We start from the raw sequence: 15,666 nt of genomic DNA, 5'->3' as shown, positions 1-15,666 counted from the left end.
TGTTTGTCCGGCCATAAGCGAGGCTCAGGGCCTGGAGTTGGGACAAGTGCTGATTGGGGCTGAGGACCAGAGCGACGAAGACCAGGCGATCGAGGCCGCCAAGGCTCGGCTGGCCCAGGTGCCTGGTGGCACCAATGTGGTCGACCTGCGCCGCCCGTTGCAGGGACGCGTGGCCAGCAACCAGGATGTACTGGCTTACCAGCCCGGGATCTATGCCCAGTCGGCGGGCAACGAAGGGGTGAAGATTTCGATCCGCGGATCGGGCATCAACCGTGCACCGGGCGCTCATGCCTCGGGGCTGTACGCCATGCTCGACGGTCTGCCTCTGACCGGCCCTGGCGGCACGCCCTATGAATTGCTGGAACCGCTGTGGCTCGACCATGTGGAAGTGCTGCGCGGCGCCAACGGTTTCGACCGGGGCGCGCTGGCCTTGGGCGGGGCCATCGATTACGTCAGCCACACCGGCTACGACTCACCGTTGTTGCAGGTGCGCTACGCAACGGGCAGCCACGGCTACCTCCAGCGCCAGGTCAGTTCCGGGCAAGTGCTCGGCGACTTCGATTACTACGTGGCCATGACCGAGGCAAACGCCGATGGCTACCAGGACCATACGGCCAGCGAGAGCCAGGGCGTCATCGCCAACTTCGGTTATCGCCTCAATCCCGACCTGGAAACACGCTTCTACCTGCGCCACCGCCAGACCGACAACGAGCTCGCGGGACGCGTGACCAAGCACTCCATCGAGCACGACCCTCGGGCGGCCAACCCCGCCTACGTGGCGCGGGACGACCGCCGCGATGAGCCGGGCAGCACGTTTATCGGCAACAAGACCACCTGGTACATCGATGACGATTCGAGCATCCAGACCGGCCTGGTCTACCACGACTATCCCATGGACTTGAGCGAGGGCCCCAATCGCCTTAAGGTGGCGTACACGGATGTCAGCGGCACGTTCGACTACAAGCGTCGCGACACGCTCTGGGGTCTGCAAAGCCAAAGCACGCTAGGCCTGCGCGTGACCAGACACCTGCCCAATGATGGCGCCAGCGAGTTCGTGCGCATCCCCACCGGCAATACCGCCGGCTACGCGCCAGGCACGCTGATTCGCAACTTCACCTATCAGGGCTCGGACACGGTCCTGCATATCGGCAATGACCTGGAGATCGCCGACGACCTGTGGCTGACCACCGGCCTCGCCGCCCTCTACACCCGCCGCGAAAGCGATGTCACCTACCCGCAGGAAGGTGGCAAGACCAGCCTGCACGACTGGGACTACGCCCCGCGCGTGGGCCTGCGCTACCAATTGACGCCTGATCTGCAACTGTTCGGCAATCTCAGTCGCTCGGTCGAGGCGCCACACCCGTGGTCGCTGATCTATAGCTCCAACATTCGATTCCCCGCCGGCAGCGGCGTCGCCACCGGTGCCCAGCGCGACCCGGTCAAGCTGCAAAACCAGACCGCCACCACCCTGGAAATCGGGGGCCGTGGTGACAGCACTTTGGGGCAATGGAGCCTGGCCTGGTACTACGCCCAGGTGCGCCATGAATTGCTATCGGTGTTGCCGAATGCCAGCGTCACCACGCCCTACGAGCTCAACGCCAGCCCCACCGTGCACCAGGGCGTGGAAGCCAGCCTGCTGAGCCCGCTTTGGTCGCCGGACGATGGCGGCCAATTGAGCCTGCGCCAGAGCTATACCTTCAGTGACTTCCACTACCGCGACGATGAGCGCTTTGGCGACAACCGCCTGCCGGGCCTGCCGATGCACTATTACCAGGGCGAACTGCGCTACGACTGGCTACAAGGCTTTTTCGCCGCATTCAACACGCAATGGGTGTCCAAGGTGGCCGTCGATTACGCCAACAGCTATTACGCCGATCCCTACGCAATATTCGGCGCGACGCTGGGCTACAACGCGCCCAAGGGCGACTGGCAGACCTGGCTGGACCTGCGCAACCTGACCGACAAGCACTATGCCGCCACCGTCACGCCGGGCTACGACGACAAAGGGTTGGACGCGGCACGATCCACGCCCGGTGAAGGCATGGCGATGTACGTCGGGGTGTCTTGGAGCCTGCTCTGAGGTCGCGTCGGACAGGCTTTAAACCTCCACACGCCCCCCTGTAGGAGCTGGCTTGCCAGCGATAGCAATATGCCGCTCAACATCTCTGTTGAAGGTAAAACACCATCGCTGGCAAGCCAGCTCCTACAGGGGTTTTTAGTTGTTCATTGAATCGATTCATCTGAATTATTTTGGAAATATAGATAGCTTGCTAATTACAAGCTCAACTATGATGAGTTAACTCATCAGCCGCAGACTTCAACATGACTGACCCATTGACCCTTGGTTTTGCCCTGCACGACAGCGCCCGGCTGATGCGCAAGCGGTTTGAGCAGCGCGCACGGCATGTCGGCCTCACCCGGTCGCAGTGGCAAGTGCTGGCCATGCTGTCGACCCATGAAGGTATCCATCAAAAAGGGCTCGCGGATCTACTGGAACTGGAATCGATCACCCTCGTGCGTCTGCTGGACAAAATGGCCGAGCGCGGCTTGGTCGAGCGACGTCGTCATCCCACGGATCGACGCCTGTCCCTGCTGTTTTTGACGGAGCAGGCTCATCCGCTGCTGCAACTCATGCGTGACATGGGTCGATCGACTCGCCAGGAGGCCACCCGCGGATTCTCTGCCGAGGAGGAACAGCTGCTGCTGGGGATGATGAAGCGCATGAGGTCCAACCTAATCAAGGCCTGCAGTCTTCCCATCGAAGAGGAGGAGCGTCGTCATGACTGATCAACGCCTGAAGCCACCCGCCGAACCTGCCACGATGCCCAAGGCCCCACGGCTTGAAGGCCCCTCCTCAACACAAGCCCGCAAACCGGACCTCGGACACACCGAGACCTCTCCGGGCAATGCCGCCCCGGCCCGACCGAGACGGCAGCTCGTACGCACCACACTCTTTGCCTTGCTGCCTGTCGTGCTGGTGGTCGGTGGTTACCTGTATGTCACGGGTGGGCAGATCGTTTCCACCGACAATGCCTACATACAAGCCGATCATGTCGGTGTCTCCACCGATGTCTCGGGCCTGGTCGCCTCGGTTGACGTCAAGGACAATCAGCGGGTGGTCAAGGGCCAGGTCCTGTTCACCCTGAAGCCGGCGCCCTTTGAAATCGCATTGGCCAGTGCCAGGGCGCAGCTGAGCAATGTGCGCAACCAGATCCTCAATCTCCAGGCCAATTACCAGCAAGCGCTGGCCGAAATCGACCAGGCACAAATCGACCTCGCGTACTACCAGGCCAGCTTCCAGCGCCAGCAAACCCTGGTCAGCGTTGCGGCGGTGTCCAGAACCAACTACGACGATGCCCGGCATGCGCTGGACAGCACCCGGCAAAAAATCACCGTGGCCAAGGCCACGGCACAAATGGTGCTGGCGCAACTGGGCGGAAATATCGGCACCTCCGTCGAACAACAGCCTGCGTATCGGGTCGCCCAGGCCGCCGTCGACGAAGCGCAGCGCAACCTGGACAACTCGGTGGTCAGGGCGTCGTTTGACGGTGTCGTGACCAACGTCGATTCGCTGCAGGTCGGCTCGTACCTGCAACCACCGCAATCGAGCATCAGCCTCGTGTCGGCTGACCACCTGTGGGTCGCGGCGTCGCCCAAGGAAACCGAACTGACCCACATGAAACCCGGTCAGCCCGTCGCTATCAGCGTTGACAGTTATCCCGGCGTCCAGTGGCACGGCACCGTCGACAGCATCAGCCCGGCGTCAGGTTCAAGCTTCTCGTTGCTGCCCGCGCAAAACACCACGGGCAACTGGGTCAAGGTCGTGCAACGGATTCCCGTGCGCATCAGCATTGATGATGCCGGGGGAAAACCGCCGCTGCGCACCGGCATGAGTGTGCAGGCCGAGATCGATACCGGCTCGGCCCGTGGCCTGCCACACCTGTTCTCGGGGTTGCTGGCGAGCAAGGCCTCCGTCCATGACTGACCCGGCAGCGACCGAAGTGGTGGCCCATCGCGGGATGATCACCGCGTGCGTCGTGCTGGCGGTGATCATGCAAGCGCTCGACACCACCATCGCGAACGTCGCCCTGCCCTACATGCAAGGAAGCATCTCGGCCAGTTCGGACCAGATCAACTGGGTGCTGACGTCCTACATCGTCGCCGCCGCAATCATGACGCCGCCGTCTGCCTTTCTGGCCCGGCGCTTCGGGCGCAAACGCGTACTGCTGTGGGCGATTGTCGGTTTTGTGGTCTCGTCGATCCTTTGCGGCCTGGCGCAATCGCTGGAAGAAATCATCCTTGCCCGCCTGCTGCAGGGCCTGGCGGGCGCGGCGCTGGTGCCAATTTCCCAAGGCATTCTGCTGGACATCTACAGCCTCAAGGAGCGCGGTTCGGCCATGGCGCTGTTCGGCGTATCGGTCATGGTCGGCCCCGTGCTGGGGCCGATGCTCGGGGGCTGGCTGACCGAGAACTTCAGCTGGCGCTGGGTGTTCTTCATCAATTTGCCCATTGGTTTGCTGGCGCTGGCCGGGATCGTCTACTACGTCAGCGAAACGAGCACCGACACCACGACCCGCCTGGATTGGCTTGGCTTCGGCTCGCTGAGCGTGACGATCATGGCCCTGCAACTGCTCCTTGACCGGGGTGAGCAACTGGGCTGGTTCGCCTCCGGGGAAATCCTCGTCGAAGCAATCGTGGCCGCTGTCGCCCTGTACGTGTTTCTGGTTCACACCTTCACCACCGATGCCCCCTTCATCAACCCCAAGCTGTTCAAGGATCGCAATTTTTCGATCAGCGTCATCTTCATTTTTATCGTCGGTATTACCTACCTGGCCTCACTGGCGCTGATGACCCCTTACCTGCAAACCCTGATGGTTTATCCGGTGCTGACCGCCGGCATGGTGATGGGCCCGCGTGGCCTGGGCACGATGCTGACCATGTTCCTCGCCGGCCGACTGTTGGGCAAAGTCGATACCCGCCTGTTACTGCTGACGGGCCTGGGGTTGTCAGCGCTGTCGATGGGGCTGATGACCGGCTGGACGCCGGACGTGTCGATGCAAACCGTCATCTGGGTCGGCTTCATCCAGGGCACCAGCCTGGGCATGCTGTTTGTGCCACTGACCACGGTTGCCTTCGCGACCCTGCCCGCCTCCTTGCGCGCCGAAGGCACCGGGCTTTACAGCCTGTCGCGAAATGTCGGTTCCAGCGTCGGGATTTCCATCGTGACTGTGCTGCTCACCCAGAACATCCAGGCCAACCACGAGCAGATAGGTGCCTACATCACGCCCTTCAATCGGGCCTTCGACGCCGGAGTGATCAAGCGTTTCCTGGACCCGATGGCCGCCTCCGGCCGCGCCACCCTGGACGCCCTGGTCAACGTGCAAGCCAGCTGGATCGCTTACGTGGACGACTTCAAGCTGCTGATGCTGTTGTCACTGGCGGTCATGCCGTTGTTGCTGATTATCAAAGCCCCAAGCCACCAGGCACAGGAAGAGTCGGCACCGGTCATGGAATAAAGACCGGCGTGAGCTTATCTGCACAAACGCAAAAACCGGGACTCACCCGGTTCTTTCGCACCTGTTGAAACCAGCGTTGGGCCGCCGCCTCAGGCCATGAAGTCGGTGGACAGCGCCAGCGCTTTCCATTCGGTTAGTTCCGCTTGCACAAAGCGGTTTTTCGCCTCGATTCGTGCCACGGTGTCGCTGCCCAGCGCCAGGCGTTGTGGTGGCTCCGGGGCGTTGACCAGCGCAAGCATCGCTTCGGCAAACTTCACCGGATCACCAGGCTGCGCATGGTTGGCGCCTTCGGCGAATTGGCGCATCTTGCCCACGGTTTCCTCGTAGTCCGGCAGTTCCAGGGCGGTCTTGATCAGCGACTGCTCGTCCAGGAAGTCGGTACGGAAGAACCCGGGTTCGACAACTGTCGCATGGATGCCCAAGGGCGCCAGTTCCTGATGCAGCGCTTCGGTAATGCCCTCCACCGCAAACTTTGTGGAACCGTACACGCCCCAGCCCATGTAGGCCTGATAGCCGCCAATCGACGAGATGTTGATGACATGACCACTACGCTGGCGACGCATGTGCGGCAGTACGGCGCGGGTGACGTTGAGTACGCCGAACACGTTGGTGGCGAACAGACGCTCCGTTTCGTTGGCGCTGGTTTCTTCCACCGCGCCCAGCACACCGAAACCGGCGTTGTTGATCAGCACGTCAATGCGCCCGAAACGCTTGATGCCTTCCGCGACAGCCAGATGGGCTTCTTCCTCGCGGGTGATATCCAGCCGCACGGCGAGCAGGTTCGGCTGATCACCCAGACGGTCAATGATGTCTTGTGGATTGCGGGCAGTGGCAATAACCGCGTCGCCGGCACGCAGGGCGTGTTCTGCGATGAGGGTGCCAAAACCACGGGAAGCGCCAGTAATGAACCAGGTACGCATTTCAACTCCTCCTGTCAGCGACCCGTGCGACATTGCCAGGCCTTCTCGATGAGTTGATGCGACTTTAAGCGCGTGTTACTGATGTGATAATCCAGGAAATTTTGCATGACTTAGTGAAAGGCGCTCACAAATGGCATCCCCCTCCACCGCCGACCTGTCGATTTTCCTGTGTATCGCCCGGCACCTGAACTTCAGTCGTGCGGCCGTGGAACTCGGCCTCACGCCTTCAGCCTTGAGTCACTCATTGCGCGCCCTGGAGAATCGCCTGGGCGTACGGCTGTTCAACCGCACCACCCGCAGCGTGGCCTTGACTGACGCTGGGGAACGACTTTACGCCCGGCTGAAACCGGCCTTTCGTGACATCGATGATGCACTGGAAGACCTCAACAACTTTCGCGACAAACCCTCAGGCAACCTGCGCATCACCGCAGGTCGACAGGCATGTGAGTTGGTACTGCTGCCGATTGTCAGCCAGTTCTTGCAGGCGTACCCGGATATCCGCCTGGAGATCGTCGAGAGCGACGCCCTGGTGGACGTGGTCGCCGGCGGTTTTGACGCCGGGGTACGCTTTGGCAACCGCCTGGAAGCCGACATGGTTTCACTGCCCATCGGGCCGAACATGCGCTCGGTGGTCGTGGGCTCACCGGCCTTCTTCGAACGGCATGTTGCACCACACAAACCCGAGGACTTGCATGGCCTGCCGTGCATCCGCCATCGCTTCCCCAGCGGCGCGATGTACCGATGGGAATTCGAACGCGGTGGGATCACCCAGGAAATCGAAGTCAGCGGCCCGCTCACGCTCGGCGATGTCAGCCTGATGATCGGTCCGGCATTGCAAGGTGTGGGTTTGGCCTATGTATTCGAGGACATGGTCAGCGGGTATCTGGCTGATGCCCGCTTGATCCAGGTGCTGGCTGACTGGTGCCCCTACTATCCCGGCCTGCACTTGTATTACCCGAGTCGCCGCCATGTGCCCGCAGCGCTCAAGGCATTCATCGACTTTGCTCGCGCGGCCCGCCAGCTCAACACGTAGCCAGCTCAACACATAACCACGCGCGACGGCTAAGCTTTTGTAACGCCACTTCGTCCCTCAAGGAGATATCCATGAGCGCCGCCGCCCTGTCCGAGCTCGATGCCGCCCTGCCCGGCCTGACCCGCAAGATCCGCGTGCTGGATGCCCTGTCCTGGCCGGATGGGGTCGAGGAAGACTTCCTGGCGAAATGGCGCGGCGGGCGTGCCGAATTACCCAGGGTCGAGTTGCAGCCCCGCGACCACAGCGCCGACATCGCCGCCCTGGAAACTTTTATCAGTCGTTGCGATATTGGGCATCCGGCCGGGAATTTCCTCGCCATGACCGCCCGTAGCTATGCCACGGCCGGACACATGCTGGGGGCCATTGGTACCCCGGCGTTTACTCACTATTCGTCAGCACTGTACCGGCGTCCGGACTTCTATTACACGCGCTTGCAACTGAGCATGCTCGACGCCGCCAATTTCTTCCTCAAGACCACCGACGCCCTGCTGGGCGGTGCGCGGATTCCACCGAGCCCGGCCGAGATCCCGGCCAAGGCGTTCGCCGCCTGGCTTCAACCGGAACTGGACCGTTTCTTCGGCGCCGGACAGATCACGGTCGTGCTCGATCCGAACCTGGCCGCCAAGGCCATCGCCGGATCCAGCCGCATTCGCCTGCGGGCCAGCGCACTGTTCTCGGAGCTGGACAAGAATCAGCTGTTGCAACACGAGGCCTTCGTGCATATCGCCACGGCACAAAACGGCGCGCGACAGCCCAACCTCATCAGCCTGGGCCTGGGAGCGCCCCGCACGACCCAGACCCAGGAAGGCATTGCCACCCTGGCCGAACTGTTCACTGGCAGCATGGACATCAACCGCCTGCGTCGCCTGGCCCTGCGCGTACTTGCCGTCCAGCAGGCGCTGGAGGGCGCCGACTTCATCCAGGTGTTCGAAGGGTTTCTGGCGGCGGGGCAGACACAAGAGGAATCGTTCCGCTCTACCCAACGGGTGTTCCGCGGCGTCGATCTGCATGGCGGCTCGGCGTTTACCAAGGATGCCGCTTACCTGACCGGGCTGCTCGGCGTCCACACCCTGCTGCGTATTGCAATCCGCGATAACCGGCCGGAACTGATCGGGCATTTGTTTGCAGGGCGCCTCAGCCTGGCTGACACCCTGCGTCTGGCGCCGCTTTTCGACTCCGGCTGGCTCAAGGCACCGGTCTATCTTCCGGCCTGGGCCTCGGATCTGCGTATCCTGGCCGCCAACCTGGCCTTCTCGGCGTTCATCGCCCAGATCAAGCTGGATGTGCTGGACCTGAAGGTATTCATGGCCTTCGCCGAGGAACACGAAAGCAATGCCAGCGCACATTGATCGGGATCAACGTCACAACTATTTAATGCCAACCGGGGTCCTTGAAATCAGCTGCTACCATTAGGAAGCGGTGTCGAGGCCGAGCTATGTGGCTTGCAAAGCCGGCTTGCACCTGCCAGGGATGATCCACTCATTTCAAGCCTGCCTGACCACATGGGGGGTGCAATGCACATTCCATTACTTTACGCGTTGTCGGCCGTACTGCTTTTGAGCGGATCTTCCGGCCTGGCACTGGGTGCAAATGAGACCACCACCGCAGCCCCCGCACCGGCAAACGCGACCAATGCAGCGCCCGTCACAGCGGCGGCCAAGGACCCCGTGTTTACCCAGGAACAGCTGGATCAAATGCTGGCGCCCATTGCGCTGTACCCGGACCCCTTGCTGGCTCAGGTACTGATGGCCACCACCTACCCGGGAGAAGTCGGTGAGGCGGTAAGCTGGTCCAAAGCGCACCCCGACGCCAAGGGCGACGATGCGGTCAAACAAGTGGCGAGCCAACCCTGGGATCCGAGCGTGCAGGCGCTGGTCGCCTTCCCGCAGGTTCTGGCAACGCTGGGGCAGGATCCCGTCTGGGTACAACGCCTGGGCGATGCCTTCCTGGCACAGCCCGACGATGTCATGAACGGCGTACAACGCTTGCGTCATCAGGCCCAGGCCGCTGGCAACCTGCAGAGCAACCAGTATCAGAACGTGACGATTCAGAACGTCGCGGCGCCGGCGCCCAAGACCACAACGGCGGCACCGGCGCCTGAACCCGCTCCAGCCCCTGCCAGCAGCTCCACCATCATCATCCAGCCTTCCGATCCGCAGGTGGTGTACGTCCCCACCTATAACCCGACAACCACCTACGGCACCTGGCCCTACCCGGCGTCGCCGCCCGTGTACTATCCACCGCCGCCGGCCTATTACCCTGGTCAGGCCTTGATGGCCGGGCTGGCGTTTGGTACCGGCGTGGCCATCGTCGGGGCATTGTGGGGTGAATGTGACTGGGGCAATAACGATGTCGACATCGACGTCAACCGCTATAACAACATCAATGCCAACAACCGCATCACCAACAACCAGAACAAATGGCAGCACAACCCGGTGCACCGCAATGGCGTTCCCTATCGCGACAACAAGAGCCGCGAACAGTACGGCCGCCAATTGAACGGTGCCAGTCAGCGTGAAGCCTATCGAGGAGACAATGCCCAGCGCGCCCAGGCCCGGGAAAATGCCCGCAACTCAATGGACAGGCACGGTATCGAACGACCTGCCACCAGCAACCTCCAGGCCCGTGATCAAGCGCGCAAACTCCAGTCCGGAACCTCGGACGGCAATCGCTTGCAGGCCGGCGCAGACAGACCGAAGGCGGCTGACAGAGGCCAGGGTGTTGCCAGAAACACCCGGGACAATCAGCAGCCCGGGAACGTGAATCGTCAGGCCGATCGGCAACCCAGGAACCAGACAGCTCAGTTGAATCAGCGCAAAGAGGGCCTCGCGCAGACGCGTCAAGGAACGAATAAACGGCCAGCCGCCAGTGCCGGCAGTGCCCGCAACAATGCGTTCGCCGGCGCGCGCTCACCGTCCCAGGCCAACCTTCAGGCCAATCGTGGCCGGGCGAGTCAGGCATCCGCCCAGCGCCCAAGCGCCTCACGATCGGCCGGTCATCAGGTCAGTCGGCCGTCCAGTCCACCAGCACGTCAAAGGGGGGGCCGCCGTTGAAAAACCATCCTCGAATGAAGGGACTCATGGGCTTGTTCCCTCATGTCCTTGCGATAGCTGTCGGCTTGGCATGGTCGTGCATGGCAACGGCACAGCAGGCGTTTCCAACACCAGAAAAGGCTGCCGAAGCGTTCGTCGAAGCGCTGGGCACGGAGCACGCCGACCAGGCACGCCTGACCGAGCTGCTGGGCAGCGACTGGCACAGTTACATCCCCCGTGAAGGCGTGCAGCGTGAAGATGTGGATGCGTTTTTGCAGCAATACCGCGAACAACATCACATTGAAAACACCAGCGACCGCAAGGCAGTCCTGGCGGTCGGCAGCAAGAACTGGACCCTGCCCATTCCCATGACAAAAGCCACGGACGGTTGGCGCTTTGACCTGAAGGCCGGCAGTGCCGAGATCCGTACACGTCAAATCGGCCGCAATGAACTCGCCGCGGTGCAGTCGGTGCTGGCCTATCACGACGCCCAGATGGACTATGCGTCAGTCGATCGCGACGGTGATGGCGCCCTCGAGTATGCACAGAAAATCTTCAGCACCCCCGGCAAGCACGACGGACTCTATTGGGCAGAAGACGATAGCGACCAGATCAGCCCGCTAGGGCCTTCGTTCGGCAAAGCCATTGCCGACGAAGACTGGCATGGATACCACTTCCGCATCCTTGATGGCCAGGGACCTTCGGCACCGGGTGGCGCCTACAGTTACCTCATCGGTGACAAGATGAGCCGGGGCTTTGCACTGATCGCCTGGCCGGCGAAATACAACGACACCGGAGTGATGAGTTTCATGATCAGCCATGAAGGCCAGGTGTTCGAGAAAGACCTGGGACCCGGTGGTGAAAAACTGGCGCAAGCGATGAAGCGCTTTGATCCGGATGACAGCTGGAAAGAGGTGGATGAAGATCAGGCGCAGCAGGAGTGACCGGGGCGTCGCCGACCTGCTGCCGACACTCGGAATCGTTGGGGATCTTATCTAGAGCAACAAGGCAAATCGCTCTTCGTTCCCCGTGCTTTCGTAACAGGAGGGTTGTTCCAGTTGGAATCCGCACCGATCAAGGACTGTTCTTGAGCCCACATTTTCCTTGTAGGCAAAGGCAACCAATTGCGTAAGCCCCCAGCGCATCTGTGCCTCCTGGATCAGATGCCTCAGCGCCAACGTTGCCAGCCCCTGCCCGCACGCGCGTTGAGCAATCCGATAGCCCACCTCAGCAGACCCTGTCGCCAGGTCGATGCTTTTCAGATTGGCTCGACCAACGATTGTCTGACTGGAATCCACGATGACAAACGGGTGCCAGGCGCCGATGGCAAAATCGGATAAATAGCTTTCGATATGTTCGGCGACACCCTGCAACGAGTAAAAAGCAGGATCGCGCGCGTCAATATGGGATTCGAACCATTCACGGTTATGGGTTTCGAAAGCCAATAACGCGTCAGCGTCAGTCCTTTTCAGCTCGCGAACGCTAAACGACTCCATTCATCAACTCTCCTTTGTCTTGCGCCGATATGGTTCAAGTTTATCTCATACCTGAACAACCTTACCGAGCCTGACCTTCCCCTTCCAAAGCCCGAACGGCTTGCGCAATACATATGGATAAACGTATATTCGTATTTCCATATGTATCGAGCCCCGCCAATGCTCAATCCTGCCGCCGTATTCAAATGTCTGTCCGACGAAACCCGCGCCCGGGCCACCTTGCTCATCACCCGTGAAGGCGAGTTATGCGTTTGTGAGCTGGTCTGTGCCCTGGACGACAGCCAGCCTAAAATTTCTCGCCATCTTGCACAGCTTCGCGGGTGCGGCCTGCTGCTGGACCGCCGTCAGGGACAGTGGGTGTATTACCGGCTCAATCCTGACCTGCCGGCGTGGGTTCGTGACGTTCTCGAGACAACGTTGCTGGCAAACGCCGATTGGCTTGAAGACAACAGCACTCGCCTGAACGCGATGGGCGACCGTCCTCTCAACACTTCCGCCTGCTGCTGACCCTTCATTCGTCGAGACTGTGCATGTTGACTGCATTTAGCATTTTCCTGCTCACCATGGTGCTGGTCATCTGGCAACCCAAGGGCCTGGGCGTCGGCTGGAGCGCCTCCCTGGGAGCCGTACTGGCCCTGTTTGCGGGCGTCGTGACGCTGGACGATATTCCACTGGTGTGGGGCATTGTCTGGAACGCCACCGCGACATTCATCTCGCTCATCATCATCAGCTTGTTGCTCGATGAGGCCGGATTTTTCCAATGGGCCGCATTGCATGTGGCGCGCTGGGCCAAGGGTGACGGCCGTCGCCTGTTCGTATTCACGATACTGCTGGGGGCCGGTGTATCCGCGCTGTTTGCCAATGACGGTGCGGCCCTGATCCTGACCCCCATCGTTGTTTCAATACTGCTCGCGTTGCGTTTTTCGCCAGCGTCTACCCTGGCGTTCGTCATGGCGGCCGGCTTTATTGCCGACACGGCGAGCTTGCCCCTGGTGGTGTCCAACCTGGTCAACATCGTTTCAGCGGACTACTTCGACCTGGGTTTCAGCGAATACGCCTCGATCATGGTGCCGGTCAATTTCGTTGCCGTGGCGACCACTCTTGCGGTGCTGTACTGGTTTTTCCGGCGTGACATTCCCAGGCACTACTCACTGGAAGACGTGCTGGATCCGCGACGTGCCGTGCGAGACCCCCTGACCTTCCGCGTCGGCTGGATTGTTCTGGCCTTGTTGTTGATCGGGCTGTTTGCGCTGGAACCCTTGGGCATTCCAGTCAGCGCAATCGCAGCGGTCTGTGCTGCGATGCTGTTCGCCGTGGCTGCGCGGGGGCACGTGATTTCCACCCGACGAGTGCTGCGTGAAGCGCCCTGGCACGTCGTGATCTTTTCGCTGGGCATGTACCTGGTGGTTTACGGGCTGAAAAACGCCGGACTGACCACCTCCATGACAACGGCTCTGAACCGTATGGCCGAATTCGGCATCTGGGGCGCCGCGTTGGGCACTGGCCTGCTCACGGCTTTGCTGTCATCGGGCATGAACAACATGCCCACGGTGCTGGTGGGCGCCCTGTCGATTCAAGCCAGTGACGCCACGGGTGTGGTACGTGAAGCCATGATCTACGCCAATGTCATCGGCTCTGACCTGGGCCCCAAAATCACCCCCATCGGCAGCCTGGCCACCCTGCTCTGGCTGCATGTTCTGGAGCGCAAGGGCATCCGCATTACCTGGGGTTACTACTTCAGGGTCGGCGTGGTTCTGACGTTGCCGATCCTGCTCATCACCTTGTCTGCCCTGGCCCTGCGCCTGAGCGTTTAGCCCCTGAGCGACTGCAAAGAGGAGTCACCATGCGCGTTCTGTTTATGTGTACCGCCAATAGCTGTCGCAGCATCCTGTCCGAAGCCATGTTCAACCATCTCGCCCCGGAAGGTTTTCAGGCGGTCAGTGCCGGCAGCTTCCCCAAGGGACAGGTGCTGCCCCGCAGCCTGAGCACGTTGCAAGAGGCTGGCATTGCCATCGACGGTTTGAGCAGCAAAGGCAATGACGCGTTCGAAACCACCCCTCCGGATATCGTCATTACGGTCTGCGACAAGGCCGCCGGTGAGGCGTGCCCCCTGTACTTCGGACCGGCACTGAAAGCGCATTGGGGCCTGGAAGACCCATCGGACATAAAGGGCGATGAAGCAGTGTCGGCGGCGTTCCACTCAACCCTGGCGCACATTGAAGCGCGCTGTCGGGCATTCCTGGACCTGCCCTTTGCCCAACTTGACCGCGATGCGCTGAAGCGGGAACTCGACCGCATCGGCACGCTGTAACCGGAGCCCCCATGACCCATCCGCTGCCCAATCTCGACATCATCTGCTCCCGGGGCGGATATTGGTTGCTCAAGGCGAAGCCAGACTGAGTCAACAAACACTGCCGCTGGTTTCGGGCCATGCGTCACGATGTCGAAAAAAAAATCGAAAACCCCACGAATCCGCAGGGCTGCGACTCTTTGTCGATACGTCCCTCAGACTCCCGGGACGTTTTCTACGGGTATGCCTGCCGTACTCATTGCATCAGGTGCAGGCCTGGTTCTCTACCTCAACCACGTCGATGTCCGGGGCGTCCGGGGCGCCTGCCACATCCTCTCTGGATTGACTGCTCAGCCAAAAGCGGTCATTCCTGACCGCTGGCAAGCAGCCTTACGATTACAGGGTACGGGGTGCTGGCCTGACGTCTGTGCAGGATGCCCGGCAACCAGGCATCACTCCCTGTTCAGCACATCGATGATCGGGCAAGCGGCCCCGCCGTCGCCTGCATCGCATTTCTGCACCAGTCCGCCCAGTACCTGCCGAATGGCGGCAAGGTCGGCCATCTTTTGCTCGATCATGGCCAGCTTGCGCACGGCCAGTGCCCGAGTCTCGCGACAAGTACAGGCCGCATCAAGTGTCAACAGCATGCCCACCTCATCCAGCGTGAACCCCAGCGCCTGCGCCCTCTTGATGAAGCGCAGCCGTTTGACCTGCTCCGGTAGATAGAGCCGATAACCATTGCGCTCCTGCATTGGCTTTGATCCGATGGTTAAAGTGCTGCTGCAACCATTCACAAAACTGGACGACAGCTTCACTTCCCCCACTTCCATCGATCCTTTGTCAATCACCCCCACGCTCGCCACGCACCGATCGCGGCAATGGACCACGTCAGTTTTTTCTGGCTTTCGGTGCAAAAGATCCGAGGTCTCTGCTTCATCTGCAACACTCCATCTGCTTTTACAGAATTTAGTTGTGTTGCGTTGACCGGTTGAATCCACAGGCGATTGCAGCCCTTGGTAACAGGCAGAAATCGGCCAATACCCGATATTTCTCCCCTGGCCCGAAAGCAGGCATTTTCGGTCCATGTACTGTCACATCTACCGCGTGAAATCTTGCGCAAAAATCCGTCATGACATGTTATGACCTCATCAAAAAATGGCGTTTGACCCAACAAATACGGCGTTTAATGGACGAATGGTCGTAAGGCGTCAAGCGCGGGGAATAGCCGGGAGCCTGAAGCCGCTACAGGCGACTCGAGTTGGTGCGTTCGTCGCGGTGAAGTGAACTTCACTTTCATCACGTGTCACATTAGGTCCTCGTCAAGCGAACTTCAAAAGAGGTAAAGCCTAATGAACATCGCCACAGTAGTAAGTGCCGTG

14 protein-coding genes are annotated in these 15,666 nt (G+C 60.7%); 11 read left to right on the top strand and 3 right to left on the bottom strand.

The features are described from left to right. The 4 genes from RS887_RS30390 to RS887_RS30375 form a co-directional block, all read left to right on the top strand. On the top strand, positions 1-2,080 hold a 2,080-nt coding region (locus RS887_RS30390), incomplete at its 5' end, for a TonB-dependent receptor family protein (RefSeq protein WP_322618312.1). Between the two features lie 242 nt (positions 2,081-2,322). Continuing rightward, positions 2,323-2,787 (top strand): MarR family transcriptional regulator, encoded by a 465-nt coding sequence (locus RS887_RS30385; RefSeq protein WP_322618311.1) that lies wholly within the window; start codon positions 2,323-2,325, stop codon positions 2,785-2,787. Then, positions 2,780-3,985: an HlyD family secretion protein gene (locus RS887_RS30380; RefSeq protein WP_322618310.1), complete on the top strand. Its 1,206-nt coding sequence runs from the start codon at positions 2,780-2,782 to the stop codon at positions 3,983-3,985. The genes RS887_RS30385 and RS887_RS30380 overlap by 8 nt, the downstream gene beginning before the upstream one ends. Further along, positions 3,978-5,516, top strand: a complete 1,539-nt coding sequence (locus tag RS887_RS30375) for a DHA2 family efflux MFS transporter permease subunit (protein ID WP_322618309.1) — start codon at positions 3,978-3,980, stop codon at positions 5,514-5,516. Before RS887_RS30380 ends, RS887_RS30375 begins: the two co-directional genes overlap by 8 nt. Before the next feature lie 89 nt (positions 5,517-5,605). On the opposite strand, the gene RS887_RS30370 is transcribed toward RS887_RS30375, so the two are convergent. Beyond that, positions 5,606-6,436 carry an oxidoreductase gene (locus RS887_RS30370; RefSeq protein WP_322618308.1) on the bottom strand — a complete coding sequence of 277 codons (831 nt, stop codon included), beginning with the start codon at positions 6,434-6,436 and terminating at the stop codon, positions 5,606-5,608. A 130-nt stretch (positions 6,437-6,566) separates the two neighbouring features. Between RS887_RS30370 and RS887_RS30365 the strand changes: the two genes are divergently transcribed. From RS887_RS30365 to RS887_RS30350, 4 genes are all read left to right on the top strand, one after another. Then, on the top strand, positions 6,567-7,469 hold the full coding sequence (locus tag RS887_RS30365; RefSeq protein WP_322618307.1) for a LysR family transcriptional regulator: 903 nt from the start codon (positions 6,567-6,569) through the stop codon (positions 7,467-7,469). 71 nt (positions 7,470-7,540) lie between these two features. Beyond that, positions 7,541-8,818: a flavohemoglobin expression-modulating QEGLA motif protein gene (locus RS887_RS30360; RefSeq protein WP_322618306.1), complete on the top strand. Its 1,278-nt coding sequence runs from the start codon at positions 7,541-7,543 to the stop codon at positions 8,816-8,818. A 165-nt stretch (positions 8,819-8,983) separates the two neighbouring features. Then, complete coding sequence (locus tag RS887_RS30355; protein WP_322618305.1) at positions 8,984-10,522, top strand: DUF3300 domain-containing protein; 1,539 nt, start codon at positions 8,984-8,986, stop codon at positions 10,520-10,522. A 26-nt stretch (positions 10,523-10,548) separates the two neighbouring features. Further along, the gene (locus tag RS887_RS30350; protein WP_322618304.1) at positions 10,549-11,445 is read left to right on the top strand and encodes a DUF2950 domain-containing protein; all 897 of its coding nucleotides are present in this window, start codon (positions 10,549-10,551) and stop codon (positions 11,443-11,445) included. A gap of 51 nt (positions 11,446-11,496) precedes the next feature. Here the strand turns inward: RS887_RS30350 and RS887_RS30345 are convergent, their stop codons facing one another. After that, positions 11,497-11,997 carry a GNAT family N-acetyltransferase gene (locus RS887_RS30345; RefSeq protein WP_322618303.1) on the bottom strand — a complete coding sequence of 167 codons (501 nt, stop codon included), beginning with the start codon at positions 11,995-11,997 and terminating at the stop codon, positions 11,497-11,499. 159 nt (positions 11,998-12,156) lie between these two features. Between RS887_RS30345 and RS887_RS30340 the strand changes: the two genes are divergently transcribed. The 3 genes from RS887_RS30340 to RS887_RS30330 are packed head-to-tail and all read left to right on the top strand — an operon-like array spanning position 12,157 to position 14,308. Continuing rightward, a complete protein-coding gene (locus RS887_RS30340; protein WP_322618302.1) occupies positions 12,157-12,504 on the top strand; it encodes a metalloregulator ArsR/SmtB family transcription factor in 348 nt (115 codons plus the stop codon). A 23-nt stretch (positions 12,505-12,527) separates the two neighbouring features. Beyond that, positions 12,528-13,811, top strand: a complete 1,284-nt coding sequence (locus RS887_RS30335) for an arsenic transporter (protein WP_322618301.1) — start codon at positions 12,528-12,530, stop codon at positions 13,809-13,811. A gap of 29 nt (positions 13,812-13,840) precedes the next feature. Further along, complete coding sequence (locus RS887_RS30330; protein WP_322618300.1) at positions 13,841-14,308, top strand: arsenate reductase ArsC; 468 nt, start codon at positions 13,841-13,843, stop codon at positions 14,306-14,308. Between the two features lie 431 nt (positions 14,309-14,739). On the opposite strand, the gene RS887_RS30325 is transcribed toward RS887_RS30330, so the two are convergent. Then, positions 14,740-15,039: a MerR family DNA-binding protein gene (locus tag RS887_RS30325; RefSeq protein WP_416340022.1), complete on the bottom strand. Its 300-nt coding sequence runs from the start codon at positions 15,037-15,039 to the stop codon at positions 14,740-14,742. Between the last annotated feature and the right edge of the window lie 627 nt (positions 15,040-15,666).

Origin of the sequence: Pseudomonas sp. BIC9C (assembly GCF_034541995.1) — a bacterium.
Classification (GTDB): Bacteria; Pseudomonadota; Gammaproteobacteria; order Pseudomonadales; family Pseudomonadaceae; genus Aquipseudomonas; species Aquipseudomonas fluorescens_CC.
The sequence above is the reverse complement of the archived record's forward strand: the minus strand, read 5'-3'. Positions and strand labels throughout refer to the sequence as shown.